Source organism: Streptomyces sp. NPDC054956 (genome assembly GCF_053609185.1).
This window is the reverse complement of sequence record NZ_JBSGXB010000061.1, coordinates 1-23,343: the sequence shown is the minus strand read 5'-3', so window position 1 is coordinate 23,343 and position 23,343 is coordinate 1. Positions and strand designations below refer to the sequence as shown.

19 protein-coding genes, 1 pseudogene and 1 riboswitch are annotated in these 23,343 nt (G+C 71.3%); of the genes and pseudogenes, 13 read left to right on the top strand and 7 right to left on the bottom strand.

What is annotated here, in order from left to right:
• From ACWGDE_RS13445 to ACWGDE_RS13410, 8 genes and pseudogenes are all read left to right on the top strand, one after another.
• Positions 1–660: an alpha/beta hydrolase family protein gene (locus ACWGDE_RS13445; RefSeq protein WP_453389114.1), complete on the top strand. Its 660-nt coding sequence runs from the start codon at positions 1–3 to the stop codon at positions 658–660.
• 279 nt (positions 661–939) lie between these two features.
• Positions 940–1,584, top strand: coding sequence for a sigma-70 family RNA polymerase sigma factor (locus ACWGDE_RS13440; protein ID WP_008741505.1), 645 nt, complete (start codon positions 940–942; stop codon positions 1,582–1,584).
• The gene (rsrA, locus tag ACWGDE_RS13435; protein ID WP_453389113.1) at positions 1,581–1,913 is read left to right on the top strand and encodes a mycothiol system anti-sigma-R factor; all 333 of its coding nucleotides are present in this window, start codon (positions 1,581–1,583) and stop codon (positions 1,911–1,913) included. The genes ACWGDE_RS13440 and rsrA overlap by 4 nt, the downstream gene beginning before the upstream one ends.
• 240 nt (positions 1,914–2,153) lie before the next feature.
• Positions 2,154–3,539: pseudogene (locus tag ACWGDE_RS13430) on the top strand (HD-GYP domain-containing protein); the annotation flags it as partial.
• A gap of 296 nt (positions 3,540–3,835) precedes the next feature.
• Entirely contained in the window at positions 3,836–5,095 is a 1,260-nt protein-coding gene (locus ACWGDE_RS13425) for an HD-GYP domain-containing protein (RefSeq protein WP_453389112.1), read from the top strand.
• Between the two features lie 138 nt (positions 5,096–5,233).
• Positions 5,234–6,229 carry a tetratricopeptide repeat protein gene (locus tag ACWGDE_RS13420; protein ID WP_453389111.1) on the top strand — a complete coding sequence of 332 codons (996 nt, stop codon included), beginning with the start codon at positions 5,234–5,236 and terminating at the stop codon, positions 6,227–6,229.
• A 106-nt stretch (positions 6,230–6,335) separates the two neighbouring features.
• Complete coding sequence (gene def / locus ACWGDE_RS13415) at positions 6,336–6,977, top strand: peptide deformylase (RefSeq protein ID WP_453389110.1); 642 nt, start codon at positions 6,336–6,338, stop codon at positions 6,975–6,977.
• Positions 6,978–7,098: 121 nt separating this feature from the next.
• Entirely contained in the window at positions 7,099–9,135 is a 2,037-nt protein-coding gene (locus ACWGDE_RS13410; protein WP_453389109.1) for a protein kinase domain-containing protein, read from the top strand.
• Here the strand turns inward: ACWGDE_RS13410 and ACWGDE_RS13405 are convergent.
• The gene (locus tag ACWGDE_RS13405) at positions 9,132–10,115 is read right to left on the bottom strand and encodes a helix-turn-helix domain-containing protein (RefSeq protein WP_453389108.1); all 984 of its coding nucleotides are present in this window, start codon (positions 10,113–10,115) and stop codon (positions 9,132–9,134) included. The genes ACWGDE_RS13410 and ACWGDE_RS13405 overlap by 4 nt on opposite strands.
• A gap of 81 nt (positions 10,116–10,196) precedes the next feature.
• Between ACWGDE_RS13405 and ACWGDE_RS13400 the strand changes: the two genes are divergently transcribed.
• Complete coding sequence (locus ACWGDE_RS13400; protein ID WP_453389107.1) at positions 10,197–10,418, top strand: hypothetical protein; 222 nt, start codon at positions 10,197–10,199, stop codon at positions 10,416–10,418.
• 39 nt (positions 10,419–10,457) lie between these two features.
• On the opposite strand, the gene ACWGDE_RS13395 is transcribed toward ACWGDE_RS13400, so the two are convergent.
• The 6 genes from ACWGDE_RS13395 to ACWGDE_RS13370 all read right to left on the bottom strand — a co-directional run bounded on the left by ACWGDE_RS13395 (position 10,458) and on the right by ACWGDE_RS13370 (position 18,103).
• A complete protein-coding gene (locus tag ACWGDE_RS13395) occupies positions 10,458–11,477 on the bottom strand; it encodes a ribonucleotide-diphosphate reductase subunit beta (RefSeq protein ID WP_453389106.1) in 1,020 nt (339 codons plus the stop codon).
• A complete protein-coding gene (locus tag ACWGDE_RS13390; RefSeq protein ID WP_453389105.1) occupies positions 11,477–13,864 on the bottom strand; it encodes a ribonucleoside-diphosphate reductase subunit alpha in 2,388 nt (795 codons plus the stop codon). Before ACWGDE_RS13390 ends, ACWGDE_RS13395 begins: the two co-directional genes overlap by 1 nt.
• A gap of 153 nt (positions 13,865–14,017) precedes the next feature.
• Positions 14,018–14,094: riboswitch (adenosylcobalamin-variant (AdoCbl-variant) riboswitch) on the bottom strand.
• Between the two features lie 79 nt (positions 14,095–14,173).
• Positions 14,174–14,671: a GNAT family N-acetyltransferase gene (locus ACWGDE_RS13385; protein WP_453389104.1), complete on the bottom strand. Its 498-nt coding sequence runs from the start codon at positions 14,669–14,671 to the stop codon at positions 14,174–14,176.
• A gap of 87 nt (positions 14,672–14,758) precedes the next feature.
• Positions 14,759–14,956: a CstA-like transporter-associated (seleno)protein gene (locus tag ACWGDE_RS13380; protein WP_453389103.1), complete on the bottom strand. Its 198-nt coding sequence runs from the start codon at positions 14,954–14,956 to the stop codon at positions 14,759–14,761.
• On the bottom strand, positions 14,953–17,115 hold the full coding sequence (locus ACWGDE_RS13375; protein ID WP_453389102.1) for a carbon starvation CstA family protein: 2,163 nt from the start codon (positions 17,113–17,115) through the stop codon (positions 14,953–14,955). Before ACWGDE_RS13375 ends, ACWGDE_RS13380 begins: the two co-directional genes overlap by 4 nt.
• 223 nt (positions 17,116–17,338) lie before the next feature.
• Positions 17,339–18,103 carry a GntR family transcriptional regulator gene (locus ACWGDE_RS13370; protein WP_214949462.1) on the bottom strand — a complete coding sequence of 255 codons (765 nt, stop codon included), beginning with the start codon at positions 18,101–18,103 and terminating at the stop codon, positions 17,339–17,341.
• 295 nt (positions 18,104–18,398) lie between these two features.
• On the opposite strand from ACWGDE_RS13370, the gene ACWGDE_RS13365 reads away from it, so the two are divergent.
• The 4 genes from ACWGDE_RS13365 to ACWGDE_RS13350 all read left to right on the top strand — a co-directional run bounded on the left by ACWGDE_RS13365 (position 18,399) and on the right by ACWGDE_RS13350 (position 23,266).
• The gene (locus ACWGDE_RS13365; RefSeq protein ID WP_453389101.1) at positions 18,399–19,679 is read left to right on the top strand and encodes an extracellular solute-binding protein; all 1,281 of its coding nucleotides are present in this window, start codon (positions 18,399–18,401) and stop codon (positions 19,677–19,679) included.
• Positions 19,680–19,864: 185 nt separating this feature from the next.
• Positions 19,865–20,887, top strand: a complete 1,023-nt coding sequence (locus tag ACWGDE_RS13360) for a carbohydrate ABC transporter permease (RefSeq protein WP_453389100.1) — start codon at positions 19,865–19,867, stop codon at positions 20,885–20,887.
• A complete protein-coding gene (locus ACWGDE_RS13355) occupies positions 20,884–21,768 on the top strand; it encodes a carbohydrate ABC transporter permease (RefSeq protein WP_453389099.1) in 885 nt (294 codons plus the stop codon). Before ACWGDE_RS13360 ends, ACWGDE_RS13355 begins: the two co-directional genes overlap by 4 nt.
• A 7-nt stretch (positions 21,769–21,775) precedes the next feature.
• Positions 21,776–23,266: a glycoside hydrolase family 3 protein gene (locus tag ACWGDE_RS13350; protein ID WP_453389098.1), complete on the top strand. Its 1,491-nt coding sequence runs from the start codon at positions 21,776–21,778 to the stop codon at positions 23,264–23,266.
• The last annotated feature ends 77 nt before the right edge of the window (positions 23,267–23,343 follow it).

Genomic DNA, 23,343 nt, shown 5'->3' with positions numbered 1-23,343 from the left:
ATGACCACGCGCAGCGAGAGCGTCCCCACCCCGGCGGGCGAGGCCCGCGTCACCTGGCACCCGGCCCCGGCCCGGGGGGCCCGCCTCGTGCTCGCCCTCGGCCACGGCGCCGGCGGCGGGATCGAGGCCCGGGACCTCGTGGCCCTGGCCGCGGCCCTGCCCGCCCACGGGGTCACCGTGGCGCTGGTCGAGCAGCCCTGGCGGGTCGCGGGGAAGAAGGTCGCCGCCGCGCCCAAGGTGCTCGACGAGGGTTGGCGCGGGCTTTGGCCGGTCCTCGCGGCGCCGGGCCTGCCCGTCGTCGCGGGTGGACGCAGCGCCGGGGCCCGGGTGGCCTGCCGGACCGCCGTCGAGCTGGGCGCGGCCGGGGTGCTGGCGCTGGCCTTCCCGCTGCACCCGCCGGGCCGGCCGGAGAAGTCCCGGGCCGAGGAACTGCTCGGCGCCGGGCGGCCGGCGCTGGTGGTGCAGGGCGGCCGCGATCCCTTCGGGCGGCCCGCGGAGTTCCCGGAGCCGGGCGGGCGCGAAGCCCCGTACGAGCTCGTGGAAGTGCCCAACGGCGACCACGGCTTCGCCGTGCCGAAGAAGGCGGACCTGACCCAGGACGAGGCCCTGGAGGTGATCACGGGGGCGGTGGCCGAGTGGCTCGGCCGGCTCCGCGGATGAGCCTGGTCGCGAAACGGGCCCCGAAAGCCGCCCCCGCGGGGAATGCCCCGCCCCGCCCCTCTGTTGTCCCGGATGTCGGTACGTACGGGAGCACGTCGTGAGGAGAGCGAGCGCATGACGCAGGTCATCAGCCAGAACCGTCCGCAGGCCGCTGACCTGGACTGGACAGTGCTGCCCGCGCCCGGGCGCGGCAGGCTTCGGGCGGCGGGCGACCGGGATGGTCGACTATTCTCCGATTCGAGCGGGTCCGCTTTCGGAGTCGCCACGCAGTCGGAGGAGGTGGGTCCTGTCGCTGGGACCGACGAAGGCCACGCGGAGGAGACGACCCCGGAGCGCAACGCGCGCTTCGAGAGGGACGCCCTCGGCTACCTCGACCAGATGTACTCGGCCGCCCTGCGCATGACGCGCAACCCGGCCGACGCCGAGGACCTGGTCCAGGAGACCTACGCGAAGGCGTACGCGTCGTTCCACCAGTTCCGCGAGGGCACCAACCTCAAGGCGTGGCTGTACCGCATTCTGACCAACACCTTCATCAACTCCTACCGCAAGAAGCAGCGCGAGCCGCAGCGCAGTGCGGCGGAGGAGATCGAGGACTGGCAGCTGGCGCGCGCCGAGTCGCACATGTCGACGGGGCTGCGTTCCGCCGAGTCGCAGGCGCTCGACCACCTGCCCGATTCGGACGTGAAGGAAGCCCTGCAGGCCATTCCGGAGGAGTTCCGCATCGCGGTCTATCTTGCCGACGTAGAGGGCTTTGCGTACAAGGAGATCGCGGACATCATGGGTACACCCATCGGTACGGTCATGTCGCGACTGCACCGTGGCCGCCGTCAACTCCGCGGAATGCTGGAGGACTATGCCCGTGAGCGCGGGCTCGTCCCGGCCGGCGCGGGAGAGTCGAACGACCTGAAAGGCTCGGGCTCATGAGCTGCGGAGATGCGCACGAGACGGAGTGCTCCGAGGTCCTGGACCACCTATACGAGTTCCTGGACCAGGAGATGCCCGACAGCGACTGCACGAAGTTCGAAGCGCACTTCGGCGAGTGCAATCCCTGTCTTGAGAAGTACGGCCTGGAACAGGCCGTGAAGAAGCTGGTCAAGCGCTGCTGCGGATCGGACGACGTACCGACCGACCTGCGGTCGAAGGTGATGGGACGGATCGAACTGATCCGTTCGGGGCAGGCCGTGCCGGACCACGACATCACCGCCGCCGCGCCGGCCGTCGCCGAACCGCTGCCGGGATCGGCGAAGGGCTGAATTCGGCCGAGTTCGGCGAAGTCCGACCGAGTTCGCCGATCAAGTAGTACCCGATTGAACGATCTCGAACAGCCGCCCCCGGAAGGGCACTTCCTTCACTCGAAGGTGGTAATCCGGGGGCGCCCGCATGGCGCAATGCGAAAATGTGGCCCACCTCGCTCCCGGCCCCATTTATTCTCCCCATTCGGTACTGGTTTGATTCGGTACCTGGCTTGCACGGCACAGGGGGAGGAGAGCGCCATGCGGGTACTTCCGTCGGCGGCGCGCGCCTACATCCTGTGCGCCGTCCTCGCCGCTTGCGCCTGCTCCGCCCCGGCCCTCGTCGATCCCGCCACCGCGTGGCCCACCGTCGGCCTGCTCTCCGTGCTCTACCTCGGCTGCGAACTCGTCAAGGTCTGCCCGCTCATGGGCCGTCGAGTGCCCGAGGGGCTCGGATCCTTCTTCCCCGTGGTGCTCGCTTCCGTCTTCCTGCTGCCGCCCGCCGCCGCCGCGCTCGTCGCGCTGCCCGGAGCGTTCGCCGGGACGGTGGTGCAGCGGCCCGCCGGGGTGCGCCGCACCTGGCACGCCGCGCAGCAGGCGATAGCCGCGTGGACCGCCGGACAGGTGTACGGGCTGCTGGGCGGCCCGCAGGCACTGGGCGCCGGCCCCTACGGCGGCACCGGGCCACCGGGCGCGGAAGGTCGCTACGGCCCCGCGGGCTGGGTCGCCGACTTCCCCTACGTGATGCTCCCCGCGGCGGCCGCGGCCGTCGCCTTCTGCCTGGTGCTCACCGCCCTCGACGGCGGCATCCTGGCCGCCGCCGAACGCCGGCCCGCCGCCACGGCCTGGCGCGGACTGCTGACCCGGTCCCTCGCCCCGCACTGCGTGCACGGCCTCGCCGGGCTGATGATGGCCGTCATGTGGCGCAGCCCGTACGGACTTCCGGCCGCACTGCTCGTCCTGCTGCCGATGTACATCTCCTGCTGGGTCTTCGCCCAGTACCACCGCGAGCGCGCCGCCCACCAGGCCACCATCCGGGCACTGGTCCAGGCCGTCGACATCAAGGACCGCTACACCCGCGGCCACAGCGAGCGGGTCGGCCAGGCCTCGGCGATGATCGCCCGCGAGCTGGGCATGGGCGAGGACCGCCTGGAGGTCGTCCGCATCGCCGGCATCCTGCACGACGTGGGCAAACTCGGCGTCCCCACCCGACTGCTGCGCAAGGACGGACCGCTGACCCCCGAGGAACGCCGGATCATCGAACTGCACCCCGAGTACGGGCACGAGATGGTGCGCGGCATCGGCTTCCTGGGCGAGGCCCGGGCGGCGATCCTGCACCACCACGAGCGGGTGGACGGCTCCGGCTACCCCTACGGGCTGACCGGGGAACAGATCCCCGTACTGGCCCGGGTGGTGGCGGTGGCCGACGCCTTCGACGCGATGACCTCCACCCGCTCCTACAGCCGGGCCCGGCCGGTCGAGGTGGCCCTGGCCGAGCTGGAACGGTGCGCGGGGGCGCAGTTCGACCCCGAGATGGTGCGGGCGCTGGTCGAGGCGATCGACCGGCAGGGCTGGCACCCGAAGGTGACCTCGGAGGAGGACCTCCAGGTGATCCCCTCGGGGGCCTGGGCCGAGGAGGGCATCCCGGCCGGGGACGGTGCGCCGGGCGAACGCGCGATGGGCGCCCTCGGGCCGGGCGAACGGGCGCCGGCCGACCGCGCGCCGGCCGACCTCGCGCCGGGCGACCGCGCGCCGGACCGGGCGGCGGGGAACGGCGGGGACCAGGGCACGCCGGTGCTCGCGGGGCTCCCCGCACAGGCCGGCAGGCCCCCGGAGACCGGGGCCGCACCACAGGCCGGCCGCGACGCGGACGGCGCGGGCGCGGGCCCGGCGGGAGCCGGCACGGCAGCGGGCACGGGCGCCGGCGCGACGGGAGCCGGTACGTGAGGGCCTGGGCCGCCGGATGCGTACGCGGAGCCGCCGGACTGCTGACGGTGGCCGCGCTCGGGCACACCCTGTGGAACGGGCTCGTCGATCCGGGGATCGCCCTCGTCTTCGGCACCCTGATCGCCACCGGCGAGTTCGCCCGCCGGGACCGCGGCGACGCCTCCCGCCGCCAGCCCGCGCCGCTCGGCTCCGCCGGAGCGCTCGCGTACGCCCTGCTCGGGCAGAACGCCGGGCAGCCCACCCACCACGGGGTCCTGCAGATCGTCGCCGTCGTCGTCGCGGCCGCGCTCGCCGGGATCGTCCCGCACATCGCCCGGGGCCGCGGCCCCGCCCTCGACCACCTGGCCCGCCGGGTCCTCACCGTCACCTTCGCCGCCGTCTGCTTCCAGCCGCTCTACAACTCCGGGCGGCTGGAGGACTGGGTCGGCCAGGGCCCGTACCTCGTGCTCTTCCTGCTCTTCCTGCTCGGGCTGACGGCCCTGTGCGACGCCGTGCTCGCCACCGTGCTGGCCTGGGCCCGCACCGGCTGGCCCTTCGCCCCGCTGCTCCGCGACGAGATGCGCGCCCAGCTCGGCATCGGCTCCGCGATCTGCGCCACGGGCGTGGTCATGGCCCTCGGGGTCGCCGTCGCGGGTCTGTGGGCCGTACCCGTCTTCAGCGTGCCGCTGCTGCTGACCCAGATGTCCTTCCACCGGATCACCGCCATCCGCACCACCTACCGCCAGACCATCACCTCGCTGGCCCGCGCCACCGAGATCGCCGGCTACACCCGGCCCGGCCACTCCCGCCGCGTCGCCGCCCTCAGCTGCGCCGTGGGCCGGGATCTGGGCCTCTCGGAGCGCGAGATCACGGTGCTGGAGTACGCCGCGCTCATGCACGACATCGGGCAGCTCTCGCTCGTCGACCCGGTCCCGGAGGGGGCCACCGCCGAGCTGCCCGCCGCCGAAGCCCGCCGGATCGCCGGGCTGGGCGGGGAGGTGGCCCGCCAGACGGGGGTCCCGGCCGAGGTCGCGGTGGTCGTGGAGCTTCAGGCGGACCCGTACCGGGACCAGCCCGTCGCCGCCCGCATCGTGCGCACGGTCAACGCGTACGACGACCTGGTGGGCGGGGCCCGTCACCCGGGCGGCTCACTGGAGGCCCTGGAGCGGCTCCGGCTGGGCACCGGGCACGACTATCAGCCAGAGGTGGTGGAGTCTTTGGCCAGGGTGCTCGCCCGGGGCGGACGTGCCAGAGTCGTACCCGTCCCGCCTGGGTAACCCATGGGTAATGAGCGGCCGTCCGAGTGGGCATGGTTGGATGCCAGTAAGAGTGTCCCGGGCAAGAATGTCACCAGGAAGAGTGTCCGGAGTCCGCAAGGCTGCACCGTTGGATCGTCGGACCGGCAGGCGGGAATCGTGAGGATCTTCGGGAAGGTACGGCACAGGCCCTCCGCCTCGTGGCGGCAGGCCACCGACCGCGCGTTCACGCTGATCGGCGACGGTCGGTACGAGGACGCGGGCGCGCTCCTGACCAGGGCCGCGGACCTGGAGCCCTGGCTCTCCGAGTCCTGGTTCAACCTGGCGCTGCTCCACAAGTTCCGCCACGACTGGGAGCAGGCACGGGCCGCCGGACTGCGCGCCGTGGCCCTGCTCGACCGGGAGACCGGCGCCCCGGACTGGTGGAACGTGGGGATCGCCGCGACCGCGCTCCAGGACTGGCCGCTCGCCCGCCGCGCCTGGCAGGCGTACGGGCTGAAGGTGCCCGGGGACCCGCACGGCGCGGGCGCCGGCGCCGAGCCGGTCGGCATGGAGCTGGGCAGCGCGGCCGTCCGCCTGTCGCCCGAGGGCGAGGCCGAGGTCGTCTGGGGCCGCCGGCTGGACCCGGCCCGCATGGAGGTCCTCTCGATCCCGCTGCCCTCCTCGGGGCGGCGCTGGGGCGAGGTCGTACTGCACGACGGGGTCCCGCACGGGGAGCGCGTCACCGCCGCCGGCCCCTCCTACCCCGTCTTCGACGAGATCGAGCTGTGGGCCCCCTCCCCGGTGCCCACCTGGGTGGTGCTGCTGGAGGCCGCCACCGAGGCCGACCGCAACGCCCTGGAGCAGCTGGCCTCCGACGCCGGCTTCGCCGCCGAGGACTGGTCCTCGTCGGTGCGCCTGCTGTGCCGGACCTGCTCGGAGAGCGCGATGCCGAGCGGCGAGGGCGACGGCGAGCACCTGGACCCGCACGACCACAGCGAACCGGGCCACCCCGGCCCGCTGGGCCACCGCACGGCGGGCTCCGGCTCCCTGTGGGTGCCCGAACGGGAGTGCGGCATCGCGGCGCCGGCCGGACTCGTGCGCGGACTGCTCGACGGATGGGTCGCGGACAGCCCGGACACCCGTGAGTGGCGGGATCTCGAGGAAGTCTGCTGACGGGGGGCCGTAGGCTGTACCGGCACATCAGTGACTCGCACATTGAAGACTTGGTGCTCGGCGGACAGCTCGGCGGACCGGGACTTACGGAAGGCGTACGGCGGACATGGCGCAGCAGGAGAACGACGTTGTCGAGGTCGAGCTCGTGAACGACGGATACGTCGTCGACACCGAGGACTGTGAGGCGCGCGAGCTCGCCCACCGCGAGCGCGGCACGGCCCGCCCGATCACGGTGGTCGGCAACCCGGTCCTGCACCGGGAATGCAAGGACGTCACCGAGTTCGGCGACGAGCTGGCCCAGCTGATCGACGACATGTTCGCCAGCCAGAAGGCCGCCGAGGGCGTGGGCCTGGCCGCGAACCAGATCGGCGTGGACGCCAAGGTCTTCGTCTACGACTGCCCGGACGACGACGGCGTCCGCCACACGGGCGTCGTGATCAACCCGAAGCTCGTGGAGCTGCCGGCCGCCGCGCGCGTCCTGGACGACTCGAACGAGGGCTGCCTGTCGGTCCCCACCGCCTACGCCTCGCTGGCCCGCCCCGACTACGCCGAGGTCACCGGCCAGGACGCGCAGGGCAACCCGATCAAGGTCCGCGGCACCGGCTACTTCGCGCGCTGCCTGCAGCACGAGACCGACCACCTGTACGGCTACCTGTACATCGACCGTCTCTCCAAGCGCGACCGCAAGGACGCCCTGCGCCAGATGGAAGAGGGCACCCCCCGCTACGAGACGGTCCCGAACGCCTAGCAGGCCGTAGGTCGCATGCGTAGAGAACCGGCCGGGTGCTGGTGAGAACCAGCCATCCGGCCGTCTTTTTGGCGACTCTCCGTCATCCCCTGCCCGATGATCGACGTTATCGTCGTGCCGCATGGGGGCAGGGAACGGGGAGCAGGCCGTACGCACGCTCGGCCACTACGAGGTGTCCGGACCGCTGGGCGCCGGCGGCATGGGCGAGGTGTACCTGGCGCACTCTCCGTCGGGCCGCGCGGTCGCCATCAAGGTGATCCGCGAGGAGCTGGCGCAGCGCCCCGGATTCCGCGAGCGCTTCGCCCGTGAAGTGGCGGCCGCCCGCCAGGTCAGCGGAGCCTTCACCGCCCCCGTGGTCGACGCCGACACGACGGGGCCCGTCCCGTGGATGGCCACCCAGTACGTAGCCGGCCCCACCCTCGCCGCGAGGGTCTCCGAGTCCGGCCCGCTCACGGCCGACGCCGCGTGGCGGCTCGGGTCGGGCCTGGCGGAGGCGCTGCGCGACATCCACCGCGCGGGGCTCGTCCACCGGGACCTCAAGCCGGGCAACATCCTGCTCGCCGAGGACGGGCCGCGCGTCATCGACTTCGGCATCTCGCGGGTCCCGGACGCCACGGCGCTCACCGAGAGCGGGCAGCTGCTGGGGACCCCTCCCTTCATGGCTCCCGAGCAGTTCCGGGGCGGGCGCGAGGCGGGGCCGTCGGCGGACGTCTTCGCGCTGGGGGCGGTGCTGGTCCACGCGGCGACGGGGCACGGCCCCTTCGACGCGGACGGCGCCTACGCGATCGCCTGGAAGGTGGTCCACGAGGACCCCGACCTGACCGGACTCCCCGAGTCACTGCTCCCGGTCGTCACGGCCTGCCTGGCCAAGGACCCGGCCGACCGCCCCGATGCCGACGCGCTGCTGTCCCTGCTGGGCTCGCGCCGCGAGCGGCGCGTGCGGGTGGCCGTCGCGGAGGGCCTCTCCCGCCGCCGCCGGCTGCGGCGCGCCGCCCTGACCGCCGGGTCGCTCGCGGCCGTCGGCGCACTGGTGGCGGCGGCCGCGGTGTGGCGTCCCTGGACCGGCTCCGGCTCCCCGTCCGCGGGGCCGTCGAACCCGGCCGCGGCCCCGTCCTCGTCGGCCCCGGCCCCGGTCCGGCTCGCCGGGTGGGCGCCGTGGGTGGCGCAGCTGCCGAACAAGGACCCGGACAATCCCCGAGCCCAGTGCACCTACATGTCGGCAGCCCTGCTGTGCAGCGGGTTCTCGGTGGCCCGGCTGGACCCGCTGACGGGCGCGTTCCTGTGGCAGCAGCCGGAGGGCGCGCGTAACGTGCGCCTCCTCGGAACCACCGAATCCGACCTGGTCGTCCAGGACAGCGCCAACACCGGGGCCGTTCTGCGCACCTTCTCGCTCGACACCGGAAAGCCCGATGCCAAGGTGGCCGTACCCGGTGGCGTGGTGTGCGAGGCCGTACGGGGCGGAGCCCTGTGCGCGGGCCCCGAGGGCGTGAGCAGCTGGCAGCTTTGGGCGGGAGGAGGGAAACCCTCGCCGGACTGGACCCTGCCGAGCGGCTGGGGGACCGCCTCCGTCCCCGGTGGCGAGCGGCATGTCGTCCGGACCGCCGAGGGTGTTCAGCTGGAGGTGGCCGAGGTCGTCTTCGGCGGAGAGATCAAATGGCGGCAGAAGGTCCCCGACGGAACCCGGCTCGCGGCGGTCGCCGGTGACGTACTCTTCTTCGCCGATGCGGTCGCGGGCGGGAGCAGGACGTTGGTACGCGTCCACCGTCCGAGCGGTGAGGCCAAGACCGTGCGCCTGGCGAACGCGGCCGTCCTCCTGGGGATCATCGGCGACGTCGCCTACCTGATGGAACCGAGCGGTACGGTGCTCGCCCACGACATCGGCCAGGACAGGCAGATCTGGTCGGCGGCCACGCTCGCCGCCAATCTCTCCGCTCCGGTCGCCCAAGGAGAACGCCTCCTCTTCGCCACGGAGCTCGGGGCGGTGGTCGCGGTGGACCGCAGGAGCGGCGGCATCCTCTGGCAGAGGAAACCGCCACAGGTCCGGGTCCCGTACGGCACGCTCCCATCGCGCCCGCACGCGCCCGTCACGCTCGGCGAAGTGGTCATAGCGCTGACCCCGGATCTGCAGATCTACTCCTTCGACGGCTCCGCCCCCTAGGCCGCCGCCGGGCCGCGGAAGGTGCGGCGGAAGGCGTTCGGGGTGGTGCCGAGGGTGCGCAGGAAGTGGTGGCGCAGGGCGGCCGCCGTGCCGAAGCCGCAGCGGCCCGCGATGGCGTCGACCGTCTCGTCCGTGGTCTCCAGCAGTTCCTGGGCCAGCAGGACCCGCTGGCGCAGCACCCACTGGTACGGGGTCGTCCCCGTCTCCTGCAGGAAGCGGCGGGCGAAGGTCCGCGGGGACATGTGCGCCCGCTCCGCGAGCTGCTCGACCGTGATCTCCTCCTCCAGGTGGCGGCCCATCCAGCCGATCACCTCGCCCACCGTGTCGCAGGCGGTGCGGGGCAGCGGGCGCTGGATGTACTGCGCCTGCCCGCCGTCCCGGTGCGGCGGTACGACCATCCGCCGGGCGATGGTGTTGGCCACCTCGGCCCCCTGCTCCTGGCGCACCAGGTGCAGGCACGCGTCGATCCCGGAGGCGGTGCCGGCCGAGGTGATCACCGAGCCCTCGTCCACGTACAGCACGTCCGGGTCGACCTTGGCCCGCGGGAAACGGCGGGCCAGGGCCGGGGCGTGCATCCAGTGCGTGGTGCAGTGCCGGTCGTCGAGCAGGCCGGCCGCGCCCAGCACGAAGGCGCCGCTGCACACGCTCAGCACGCGCGCGCCGCGGTCCACGGCCCGGCGCAGCGCCTCCAGCAGCGGCTCCGGATAGTCGTCGCGGGTGGGGGCCTGGCGGTCGGCGGGCAGGCAGATCAGGTCCGCCTCCTCCAGTCGGTCGGGTCCGTAGGGGAGGGTGAGGCTGTAGTGGCCGTCGCCGACGGTGATCGGGTTCTCCTCCATCGCGCAGACGGCGAAGTCGTAGGTGGGCAGCCCCATCGCGCTGCGGTCGATCCCGAAGACCTCGCAGAAGATGCCCATCTCGAAGGGGGTGACGCCGTTCACGACGGCCACGGCCACGTTGTTGAGGGAGGAAGGCTTCAGCATGCCACCAGTGTGGCAGTAATTCGCTCTCTTATGACAGTCCTGCCACTGTCCGGTTTCTGTCGTCCTGGCGAAAGTGGAGTCATGAACACATTCCTCGACTTCCTCGTCGTCCTCGCCGTCGCCGCCCTCCTGCTGGGCCCCTCCCTCTACGGAGCCGCGCGCGAGCGCCGCATCGACCGCCAGATCCGCGCCGCCGAGCAGGCACCCCGCACCCCGCGGACCCGCCCCGAGCGGATCGCCCCCGAGCGCACCCGCCCCAGCACCCGCCGCTTCGCCGCCGTACGCCACGCGCCCGGCCGGTGAACCGGCCGGGCGCGTGAAGGGGTGCGGAACGTCTCGGACCTAGAAGTCCTCGTCCAGGTCGACCGTGCCCTCGACCGCGACCTGGTAGGCCGACGGGCGGCGCTCGAAGAAGTTCGTCAGTTCCTGGACGCCCTGGAGCTCCATGAAGGTGAACGGGTTCTGCGAGCCGTAGATCGGCGGGAAGCCCAGGCGGACCAGGCGCTGGTCCGCGACGCACTCCAGGTACTCGCGCATCGACTCGGTGTTCATGCCCGGCAGGCCGTCACCGCACAGGTCGCGGCCGAACTGCAGCTCCGCCTCCACGGCCTCCTTGAGCATGTCGGTGACCTGCTGCTGGAGGGCGTCGTCGAAGAGCTCGGGCTCCTCCTTGCGGACCGTGTCCACGACCTCGAACGCGAAGTTCATGTGGCAGGTCTCGTCGCGGAAGACCCAGTTGGTGCCCGTCGCCAGGCCGTGCAGCAGGCCGCGGGAGCGGAACCAGTACACGTAGGCGAAGGCGCCGTAGAAGAACAGGCCCTCGATGCACGCCGCGAAGCAGATCAGGTTCAGCAGGAAGCGGCGGCGGTCGGCGGCCGTCTCCAGCCGGTCGATCTTCTCGACCGAGTCCATCCACCGGAAGCAGAACTGCGCCTTCTCGCGGATCGACGGGATCTCCTCGACCGCGTCGAAGGCGGCCGCGCGGTCGTCCGGGTCGGGCAGGTAGGTGTCGAGCAGCGTCAGGTAGAACTGGACGTGCACGGCCTCCTCGAAGAGCTGGCGCGACAGGTACAGGCGCGCCTCCGGGGAGTTGATGTGCTTGTACAGCGTCAGCACCAGGTTGTTCGAGACGATCGAGTCGCCCGTCGCGAAGAACGCGACCAGACGGCCGATCATGTGCTGCTCGGAGGGCGTCAGCTTCGCGAGGTCGGCGACGTCCGAGTGGAGGTCGACCTCCTCGACGGTCCAGGTGTTCTTGATCGCGTCCCGGTAGCGCTCGTAGAAGTCCGGGTAGCGCATGGGGCGGAGCGTGAGCTCGAAGCCCGGGTCCAGGAGGTTCTTGGCGGACTGGGTGGTGCTCATTACTGGCAGGCCTCGCAGGACTCGGGGTTTTCGAGGGAGCAGGCCAGCGCGTCGGCGTCGACGGCCTGCGGGAGCGGAGCGGCGTTCGCGGGGACGGCGCTGCCGGAGGCGGCGCGAGCGATCTTCGTCGCCGGGCGCGAACGCAGGTAGTACGTGGTCTTCAGACCCTGCTTCCAGGCGTACGCGTACATCGAGGACAGCTTCCCGATGGTCGGCGTCTCCAGGAACAGGTTCAGCGACTGCGACTGGTCGAGGAACGGGGTACGGGCCGCCGCCATGTCGATCAGACCGCGCTGCGGGATCTCCCACGCCGTGCGGTACAGCTCGCGCACCTCCGCCGGGATCCAGCCGAAGCCCTGGACGGAGCCGCTGGACTCGCGCAGCGCCTCGCGGGTCTGGGCGTCCCAGACGCCGAGCCGCTTGAGCTCCTGCACCAGGTAGCCGTTGACCTGGAGGAACTCCCCGCTCAGCGTCTCGCGCTTGAACAGGTTGGAGACCTGCGGCTCGATGCACTCGTACACGCCCGCGATCGAGGCGATCGTCGCCGTCGGGGCGATGGCGAGGAGCAGCGAGTTGCGCATGCCGGTCTTCGCGACACGGGCGCGCAGCGCGTCCCAGCGCTCGGGCCAGTTCAGCTCGACGTCGTAGTGGTCGGGGTGCAGGACGCCGCGGGCGGTGCGGGTCTGCTCCCACGCGGGGAGCGGGCCGCCGCGCTCGGCGAGGTCGCAGGAGGCCTCGTACGCCGCGAGCATGATGCGCTCGGACAGCTTCGTGGACAGGGCCTTCGCCTCGGCGGAGTCGAAGGGCAGCTTCAGCTGGAAGAAGACGTCCTGGAGGCCCATCGCGCCCAGGCCCACCGGACGCCAGCGGGCGTTGGAGCGGCCGGCCTGCTCGGTCGGGTAGAAGTTGATGTCCACGACGCGGTCGAGGAAGGTCACGGCGGTGCGGACGGTCTCGTCCAGCCGCTCCCAGTCGATCTCACCGTCGACGACGAAGGCGCCGAGGTTGACCGAGCCGAGGTTGCAGACGGCCGTCTCGCCGTCGTTGGTGACCTCGATGATCTCGGTGCAGAGGTTCGAGGAGTGGACGACGGTGCCCGGCTCGGCGGTCTGGTTCGCCGTGCGGTTGGAGGCGTCCTTGAAGGTCATCCAGCCCTGGCCGGTCTGCGCGAGGGTGCGCATCATCCGGCCGTACAGGTCGCGGGCGGGCATGGTCTTGCGGGCGAGCCCGTCGGCCTCGGCCTTGCGGTAGGCGGCGTCGAACGCGTCGCCCCACAGGTCCACCAGGTCGGGGACGTCGGCCGGGGAGAACAGCGACCAGTCGGCGTCGGCGTTCACGCGGCGCATGAACTCGTCCGGCACCCAGTGGGCCAGGTTCAGGTTGTGCGTACGGCGCTGGTCCTCACCGGTGTTGTCGCGGAGCTCCAGGAACTCCTCGATGTCCGCGTGCCAGGTCTCCAGGTAGACGGCTGCGGCGCCCTTGCGGCGGCCGCCCTGGTTCACGGCGGCGACGGAGGCGTCGAGCGTCTTCAGGAACGGGACGATGCCGTTGGAGTGGCCGTTGGTGCCGCGGATCAGCGAACCGCGGGCGCGGATGCGGGAGTACGAGAGACCGATGCCGCCGGCGTGCTTGGAGAGGCGCGCGACCTGGTGGTAGCGGTCGTAGATCGAGTCGAGCTCGTCCAGCGGCGAGTCCAGCAGGTAGCAGGAGGACATCTGCGGGTGCCGGGTGCCGGAGTTGAAGAGCGTGGGGGAGGAGGGCAAGTAGTCGAGGCGGCTCATCAGCCGGTACAGCGAGGCCACTTCCTCGACGGCCTGGACCGACTCGTTCTCCGCGAGGCCGCAGGCCACGCGCAGCATGAAGTACTGCGGGGTCTCGATGACCTGGCGGGTGATCGGGTGGCGCAGCAGGTAGCGGCTGTGCAGGGTGCGCAGGCCGAAGAAGCCGAAGCGGTCGTCGGCGCCCTCGGCGAGCGCGTGCTCGACCAGCGCGTCGAGCCGGTTCGCGTGCAGGCGCACGAAGTCGGCGGTGCGGTCGGCGATCAGGCCCTCGCGGTGGCCGACCTCGACGGAGCCGGAGAAGGAGGTGGCGCCCTGGCCGGCGGCCTCGTCGCGGACGGCCAGCGTCAGCAGGCGGGCGGCGAGCCGGGAGTAGGCGGGGTCCTCGGAGATGAGTCCGGCGGCCGCCTCGGTGGCGAGCGTACGGAGCTCCGCCTCGTCGGCGGCGGCGCTGCGGCCGCGCAGCGCGGCGGCGGCGACCCGGCCGGGGTCGGTGTCGGGGAGGTCCGCCGTCAGTTCGGTGAGGGTACGCAGCAGCGTGGCCCCCGGGCCCTCGGTGTTGTCGCCAGAAACGGACTCGGCGCGCGGTGCGGAAGGCGCGATGGTCACGGCGGGAGCTCTCCCTCGCTCGGCCCGGTCTTCGGCGGGCGGGCACGGGGAGGCGCATGCGGGCGTGGCAGGAACGCGTACACCGCACGGCGTCCACCGGCCCAACCTCGAGGCCCGGACGTGTCGGCACCCGGTTCGGTCGACCCGGGCGCACTGTCGGCAGGTCCTCGGACTTTTCATACCGTTGCGGGACAGTTCCGGAATTGCACCGGATTCCCCTGCGGCGACAGCAGCCATGAGCATACATGTGGGGGCGACCGTATGCGGTAGCCCCCACATGTTGTGTCGTTCACCGAAGTGGGCGCACCGTCACAGCTCGACACGGTAGGTGAGCAGGGGCAGGCCGGGTACCGGGTACCAGTCGCGTTCAGGCGTCCGGACGAAGCCCAGCCGGTCGTAGATGCGGTGGGCTCCGAGCATCTTCTCGGTGGTGGAGAGCACCAGGTGGCTCACGCCGTCCAGGTCCCGGGCGCGGGCGATGCAGGCCCGTACGAGCGCCTCGCCGGCGCCGCGTCCGCGTGCCGCGGGGGAGACGGCGAGCATCCGGAACTCCGCCTCGCCGGGTCCGGCGATATCGCACAGGGGGCTGCCGGGAGGGGCGAAGGTCACACAGCCGAGCAGCGTGCCGTCGTGCTCGGCGACGAGCACCTGCGCGTCGGCGGCCCGGCCGGCGACGTCGCGCAGCCGGCTCAGGTAGGGGTCGTCCTCGGCGAAGTCGAGCAGCCCGTCGTCGAGGTAGGCCCGTGCGGTGATCTCGCCCAGTTCTTCGTATTCGGCGGGCACGGCCGGCCTGATGAGGATGTCCATGGCATCGAGTGTGCGACAGGGCGGGGAAAAGGGCCGCCACGTTTCCCGGGGTGCGGGAGGCGTGACGGCCCTTCGGGCCCTACGGGTTCAGCAGCAGCGGAATCCTTCGCGCGGGTCGGCCTCGCGGGCGTCCGTACGGGCGCGTTCGAAGGCCCGGCGGCTGGGGACCTCCGCGTCCGGGTCGTGCGTACGGGCGTGGGCGACGTAGCGGTCGTACGCGGACTCGCCCGAGAACTCCCGTACGAAGAACCGGGCCCGGTCGAGCGCGTGCCGCAGGCCCGTCACGCGGGTTCCTGGACGGGTTCCTTCACGCGGCCCCCGCCCGAGTCCAGGCCGGCGGCGGCGAGTTCGGCGCGCTCCTCGGGGGTCGCGATCAGCCCGGCCGGGGCGATGATCCTGGACTCGGTCCACGGGACCTCGGCCAGCGTCACCGATTCCGGCTTGCGGATGGCCTTGAAGCAGGTGCGGGCGGCGTCGAGCAGGACGATGACGATCAGCAGGGCGAAGAGCACCGACAGGACGCCGTCCACGGTGGCGTTGGTGACCACCGTGTGCATCTCGTCCATGGTCTTGGCGGGCTTGAGGATCTTGCCCGCGTCGATGCCGTCCTGGTAGACGTCCCGCTGCGCGAAGAAGCCGATCTTCGGGTTGTCGGAGAAGATCTTCTGGTAGCTGGCGGTGAGGGTGACGGCCACGTCCCACGCCAGCGGGACGCCGGTCACCCAGGCCCACTTGAGCCGGCCGGACTTGATCAGCAGGGTGGTGCAGACGGCCAGGGCGACCGCCGCGAGCAGCTGGTTCGCGATGCCGAACAGCGGGAAGAGCTGGTTGATGCCGCCCAGCGGGTCCTTGACGCCGACCCACAGGAAGTAGCCCCAGCCGCCGACGACGACCGCGCTGGCGAACCAGACGCCGGGCTTCCAGCTGACGTCCTTGAAGGACTTGTGCACGTTGCCGAGGGTGTCCTGGAGCATGAAGCGGCCCACGCGGGTGCCCGCGTCGACCGTGGTCAGGATGAACAGGGCCTCGAACATGATCGCGAAGTGGTACCAGAACGCCTTCATGGAGGCGCCGCCGATCACCGAGGAGAAGATCTCCGACATTCCGAGTGCGAAGGTCGGCGCACCGCCCGTGCGGGACAGCAGGCTGGCCTCCTCCACGTCCTTCGCGGCCCGGGTCAGTTCCTCCGGGGAGATCGAGAAGCCGAAGTTCGCGACCGCCTGCGAGGCCGTCTCGACGGTGGCGCCGACGACCCCGGCGGGGGAGTTGACCGCGAAGTACAGGCCGGGCTCGATGATGCAGGCCGCGATGATCGCCATGATGGCGACGAAGGACTCGGTCAGCATCGCGCCGTAGCCGATGACCTTGACCTGGGTCTCCTTCTGGATCATCTTCGGGGTGGTGCCCGAGGAGACCAGCGAGTGGAAGCCGGACAGGGCTCCGCAGGCGATGGTGATGAAGACGAACGGGAACATCGAGCCGGCGAAGACCGGGCCGTCGCCGCGCGAGGCGAAGTCGGTGACCGCGGGCATCTTCAGCATCGGCATGGCGACGACCACGCCCACCGCGAGCAGCCCGATGGTGCCGACCTTCATGAAGGTGGAGAGGTAGTCGCGCGGGGCCAGCAGCATCCACACCGGCAGGACGGACGCCACGAAGCCGTAGACGACCATCCAGATGACCAGCGTCTCCTTCTCCAGGGTGAAGGTGTCCGCCAGCGAGGACTCGGCGACCCAGCCGCCCGCGACGATGGCGAGCAGCAGCAGCGCGACGCCGACGGCGGAGACCTCGGTGACCCGGCCCGGGCGCAGGACGCGCAGGTAGAAGCCCATGAAGAGGGCGATCGGGATGGTCATGCCGATGGAGAAGACGCCCCACGGCGAGTGCGCGAGCGCGTTGACGATGACCAGGGCCAGCACCGCGAGCAGGATGATCATGATGATGAAGACGGCGACCAGCGCGGCGGCTCCGCCGACCGGGCCGATCTCGTCCCGGGCCATCTGGCCGAGCGAGCGGCCGTTGCGCCGGGTGGAGAAGAAGAGCGTGACCATGTCCTGGACCGCGCCCGCGAAGATCACGCCCGCGACGATCCAGATGGTGCCGGGCAGGTAGCCCATCTGCGAGGCGAGGACGGGACCCACGAGCGGCCCGGCGCCCGCGACGGCGGCGAAGTGGTGGCCGAAAAGCACCCGTCGGTCGGTCGGGTGGAAGTCGACACCGTTGTCAAGGCGTTCGGCGGGGGTGGCCCGCGTCTTGTCCACCCGCAGCACGCGGGTCGCGATGAAGCGGGCGTAGAAGCGGTAGCCGATCGCGTACGAGCCCAGCGCGGCGGCGAGCAGCCAGGCGGCGGAGATCTCCTCGCCGCGCGACAGCGCCAGCACGCCCCAGCCGATCGCCCCCACGAGCGCGACGAGCACCCACAGGGCCACCGACTTGGGGGACATGCCCGCGAAACCGCCCGGGGCGCCCGCAGGGGCCCCCGATGGAGAAGGCGAGCCCGGCGTGGTGCCCGGACTCGCCGCGTTCCGTTCTGTTTCCGATGCTTCCGGTTCCGGCATGATCTCTCGTCCCCTCGTTGATCATCTGCGTGAGCGCAGGGAATCTACGGGGGCCCGACCGCTGGACGTAAGCCCCCGTCCGCATAGCGGAACGAGAGTCAACTACGGATCAGAGGGCGGGGCGCTGGAGTCGGGCGACGAACTTGTAACGATCGCCGCGGTAAACGGAACGCACCCATTCGACGGGCTCTCCGTCGGCATCCAGCGAGTGGCGCGAAAGCATCAGCATCGGCAGGCCGACGTCCGTACCGAGCAGGCCGGCCTCCCGCGGGGTGGCCAGCGAGGTCTCGATGGTCTCCTCGGCCTCGGCCAGCCGTACGTCGTACACCTCGGCGAGGGCGGTGTAGAGGGAGGTGTACTTGACCAGGGAACGGCGCAGCGCCGGGAAGCGCTTGGCCGAGAGGTGGGTGGTCTCGATGGCCATCGGCTCCCCGCTGGCCAGGCGCAGCCGCTCGATGCGCAGGACCCGGCCACCGGTGGCGATCTTGAGCAGACCGGCGAGGGTGTCGTCGGCCGTCACGTAGCCGATGTCCAGGAGCTGGGAGGTCGGCTCCAGGCCCTGGGCCCTCATGTCCTCGGTGTACGAGGAGAGTTGGAGCGGCTGGGAGACCTTGGGCTTGGCGACGAAGGTGCCCTTGCCCTGGATCCGTTCCAGTCGCCCCTCGACCACGAGCTCCTGGAGCGCCTGTCGCACCGTGGTGCGGGAGGTGTCGAATTCGGCCGCGAGCGTGCGCTCCGGCGGTACCGGCGTGCCGGGCGGCAGCGTCTCGGTCATGTCGAGCAAGTGCCGCTTGAGTCGGTAGTACTTGGGCACGCGTGCCGTGCGGGTGGCAGCCCCGCCATCCGGCTCCGTGGTCGCCCCTTCGGTGGCCATCGCCGCCCGCCTTCCCGACTCCAGTTTCGTTGCCGTCACCGGCTCCTCCGATATGTGCGGTCACATCGTGACACGGGCGGGAGGACAGGCCTCCTCCCTCCCCCAGGTGTCGGTCCGATAACGGACCGAGCACCCGCTCATTAGACCCTTGACACCCCCAAAGGTCTAGGCCAAGCTCCAGCTACTGGTCTACACCAATATGGATCAGATCCCGGCCCCACGGGCAGTACTTGACGCTTTTGAGTCACCGCGGCGGGCGAGGGAAGTTGCAGGCAGCATCCCTGAGGAGGGTGGCGTGAAGCGCAAGCTCATCGCGGCGGTCAGTGTCGCGGGCATGATGGTCGGAGTCGCGGCGTGCGGCAACGGCGACGACAAGCCGAAGGCCGACGCGGGTGGCGCCAAGGAGATCACCGTCTGGGTGATGGACGGCTCCGCACCGAAGGCGTGGATCGACGCGGTCAACGCGGAGTTCTCGGCCAAGCACCCCGGTGTCACGGTCAAGGTCGAAGAGCAGAAGTGGAAGGGCATCCAGGAGAAGGTCACCACGGCCCTCTCCGAGAACACCCCTCCGGACGTCCTGGAGCTCGGTAACACCCAGACCGCCGGTTACGCGGTCACCGGCGGCCTCGCCGACCTGACGAAGGACAAGGCCAAGCTCGGCGCGGACGCCTGGCAGAAGAGCATGCTCGCCTCGGCCGAGGTCGACGGCAAGCTCTACTCCGCTCCGTGGTACGCGGCCAACCGCGTCGTCATCTACGACAAGAAGGCCTACGCGAAGGCCGGCGTGAGCGTGCCGACCACCCGCGAAGAGTGGGTCGCCGGCCTGGAGAAGCTGAAGGCGGCCGACCCGGCCTCGCAGCCGATCTACCTGCCCGGCCAGAGCTGGTACGTCCTCGCGGGCTTCGTCTGGGACGAGGGTGGCGACCTCGCCACCAAGGACGGCGCGAAGTGGAAGGGCGGGCTCTCCACCCCCCAGGCCGCCTCCGCGATGGACTTCTACAAGAAGCTCCAGTCCTTCTCCACCGCCCCGAAGGACAAGGACGAGGCCACCCCGCAGCAGTCCACCGACATCGTCCCCAAGGGCGGCGTCGCGTCCTGGATCGGTCTCGGCTGGGAGGCCGGCGGTGCCGAGAAGGCGCTGAAGGACGCGGGCAAGGAAGCCGACTTCGGTTACTTCCCGATCCCGGGCAAGACGGCCGACAAGACCGGCACCGTCTTCCTCGGCGGCTCCAACCTGGCGATCGCCGAGCGCTCCAAGAACAAGGAGCTCGCCAAGGAGTGGCTGGCCCTCGCCGCAGGCAAGGACCAGATGACCAAGTACGCCGCCGAGACCAAGGGCGCGCTGCTCCCGAACCAGGTCGGCGCGAACTTCGCCCCGCCGGCGGGCTCCTTCGCCGAGGCGATGGGCAAGGCCGGTCTCAACGGCAAGATCACCCCGGTGACCCCGGGCTGGGCGAACGTCGAGACCGAGCCGAACCCGATCAAGGAGTTCATGACCAAGGTCCTGAACGGTGGCGACGCCGCCAAGGCCGGTGCGGACGCGGACGCGGAGATCGCGAAGCGCATCAACAAGTAACACCCGGCACCACCTGAAGTACCCGTAGTACCAGCAGGGAACGCACCGGGGGGTGCGGTGGGCGCCGAGGAGCGCCCGCCGTGCCCCCGGTCGCGCATTGACAGACGTTAGCGCCGCCCGTTCCGTCCGAGCCGAGCCGGGCGAGCGGGTGCGAGTCGCCACAGTCAACCGCGAGGAAGCCAGACATGACCGTGCACTCCCAGGGAGCGGCGACCTCCGCTCCACAGGACGCACCACAGAAGTCCGCCGGGGCGGCAGAGACGCCGCCGCCCTCCGGAGCCAAGGGAACGTACCGGTCTCCTCGCGGGGGCAGAAAGTCGCTCCCCTCGGGGTGGTGGCCCTACCTCCTGATCGGGCCGGCCGTGCTCAGCATGGCGACCCTGCTGCTGTACCCGCTGATCAAGAACATCATCCTGTCGTTCCAGAAGGTCGACAAGATCGAGTTCATCCAGCGGAAGTCGCCGTTCGCCGGTGTGGACAACTACACCCAGCTGCTCGGCGACTCGCAGTTCTGGACCGTGGTGGTCCGGAGCTTCGCGTTCACCGCGGCCAACGTCGCGCTGATCATGGTCCTCGGCAGCCTCATCGGCATCCTGCTGAACAGGCTCGGCAAGTGGATGCGCCTGGTCCTGTCCATGGCGCTGGTGATGGCCTGGGCCATGCCCATCGTCGCCTCCGTGACCGTGTTCCAGTGGCTGTTCGACGAGCAGTTCGGCGTCATGAACTGGCTGATGCGCACCCTCGGCTTCACCGGATACGAGCAGCACAACTGGTTCGAGACCGGCTTCTCCACCCTCGTGATCGTGACGGTCCTGGTGGTCTGGGGCTCGATCCCCTTCGTGGCCCTCAACATGTACGCCGGTCTGACCACCGTCAGCGGCGAACTGTACGAAGCGGCCCGGATGGACGGCGCCAACGGCTGGCAGACCTTCTGGAAGGTCGTCTTCCCGAACCTCAAGTCGTTCTTCCTCGTCACCACGTTCCTCGAGGTGATCTGGGTCTTCAAGGCCTTCACCCAGGTCTACGCGATGAAGGCGGGCGGGCCCGACCGGGCCTCCGAGATCCTGCCCGTCTACGCCTACGTCGAGGGCCAGAGCCAGTTCCACTACGGCCTGGCCGCGGCGATCTCCGTCCTGACGATCGTGATGCTCGTGATCGTCATGTCCTTCTACTTCCGTCTGATCCTGAAGCAGGAGGAGGAGCAGTGAGCACCAGCACCGCCCCGAAGCCCGCGCCGGCCAAGCCCCAGCAGCGGCGCAACCGCCGGCCGGTCCGCCCCGCGGCCGTAGCCAAGAACGTCGGCGCCCTGCTCCTGGCCGTCCTGTTCGTCTTCCCCGTCTACTGGATGTTCTCCTCGGCGCTCAAGCCGAACAGCGAGATCCTCTCCAAGGACCCCGTCTTCCTCTTCACCCCGACGCTGGACAACTTCACCAAGGCCACCGGCGTCGACCTGTTCTGGACCTACGTCACGAACAGCGTCATCGTCACCGTCGGAGCCGTCGCGCTGGCCCTCGTCGTCGCCCTCGCCGCGAGCTTCGCCATCGCCCGCATGAAGTTCAAGGGCCGCAAGGGCCTCGTACTCGGCGTGATGCTCGCCCAGATGGCCCCCTGGGAGGTCATGGTCATCGCGATGTACATGATCGTCCGCGAGGCCGAGCTGCTGAACAACCTCGCCGTGCTGACCGCGATCTACTTCGTGATGGTCCTCCCCTTCACCATCTGGACCCTGCGCGGCTTCATCGCCGCCGTCCCGGTGACCCTGGAGGAAGCGGCCCAGATCGACGGCTGCACCCGCGGCCAGGCCTTCCGCAAGGTGATCTTCCCGCTGCTGGCCCCCGGCCTGATGTCCACCTCGCTCTTCGGCTTCATCACGGCCTGGAACGAGTTCGCGATGGTCCTGATCCTCAACAAGGACAAGACCGCGCAGACCCTCCCGCTGTGGCTGACCCAGTTCCAGACGGCCTTCGGCAACGACTGGGGCGCCACCATGGCCGCGTCCTCGCTCTTCGCGGTCCCGGTCCTGCTCATCTTCGTCTTCCTCCAGCGCAAGGCCGTCGGCGGCATGACCGCCGGCGCCGTGAAGGGATAACGGCCCCATGACTGTCCTTGCGCACCGCACAGACACGTTGACCCAGGATGCGCTCGCGGTGCTCCAGCCCGGCTTCGAGGGCACCACCGCCCCCGCCTGGCTGCTGCGCCAGGTCTCCGAGGGCCTCACCGCCGTCGGCCTCTTCGGCCGCAACATCGCCTCGTCCGAGCAGCTCGCCGCGCTGACCGCGCAGCTGCGCGCCGAGCGGGACGACGTCCTCGTCGCCATCGACGAGGAGGGCGGCGACGTCACCCGCCTGGAGGTCCGGGGCGGCTCGTCCTTCCCCGGCAACCTGGCGCTCGGCGCCGTGGACGACGTGGACCTGACCCGCGACGTCGCCCGCGAGCTCGGCCGCCGGCTCGCCGACTGCGGGGTCAACCTCAACTGGGCCCCGTCCGCCGACGTCAACTCCAACCCGGACAACCCGGTCATCGGCGTACGGTCCTTCGGCGCCGACACCCACCTCACCGCCCGGCACACCGCCGCGTACGTCGAGGGACTGCAGGCCGCCGGCGTGGCCGCCTGCACCAAGCACTTCCCGGGCCACGGCGACACCAACGTCGACTCGCACCACGCGCTGCCGCGCATCGACGTGGACCTCGACACCCTGGCCGCGCGCGAACTCGTACCGTTCCGGGCGGCCATCGAGGCCGGCACCAAGGCGGTCATGAGCGCGCACATCCTGGTGCCCGCCCTGGACCCGACCCGCCCGGCCACCCTCAGCCCGCAGATCCTGACCGGTCTGCTGCGCAAGGAGCTCGGCTACGAGGGCCTCATCGTCACCGACGGCATGGAGATGAACGCCATCGCCGGGACGTACGGGATCGAGCGCGGCTCGGTACTGGCCATCGCGGCCGGCGCCGACGCCATCTGCGTCGGCGGCGGGCTCGCCGACGAGGCGACCGTGCTGCGCCTGCGCGATGCGCTGGTCGCGGCCGTGCGCGAGGGCTCGCTTCCCGAGGAGCGGCTCGCCGAGGCCGCCGCCCGGGTCCGCTCGCTGGCCGAGTGGACCCGTCAGGTCCGACAGGGCGCGCGGCCGGAGGGGAGCAGCGCGCCCGGCATCGGACTGGCGGCGGCCCGCCGCGCCGTGGTCGTGACGGGTTCGCCCGCCGCGGCCGCCCCGGTCAACGCCCCGTACGTCGCCACGCTCACTCCGGTGGCGAACATCGCGGTCGGCGACGAGACCCCGTGGGGAGTGGCCGGGGAACTGGCCGCGCTGATCCCGGGCACCGAGTCGGGCGTGTACCCGCAGGGGTCGGCTGCCGCCGACATCCTGGCCGCGGCGGGGAACCGCACGGTCGTCGCGGTGGTGCGCGACGCGCACCGGCACCCGTGGATGACGGAGGCACTGGACGCGCTGGTCGCCGCGCGGCCGGAGACGATCGTGGTCGAGATGGGCCTGCCACGCGCCGAGCCGCGGGGGGCGCTGCACATCGCCACGCACGGCGCGGCCCGCGTATGCGGCAGGGCTGCGGCGGAGGCCATCGCGGGGGTGTAGCGGCCCCCCGCGGCCCGGCCTCCCGGGGCGCCGCCCCGGACCCCGCGCCTCAAACGCCGGCGGGGCTGGATTTACCC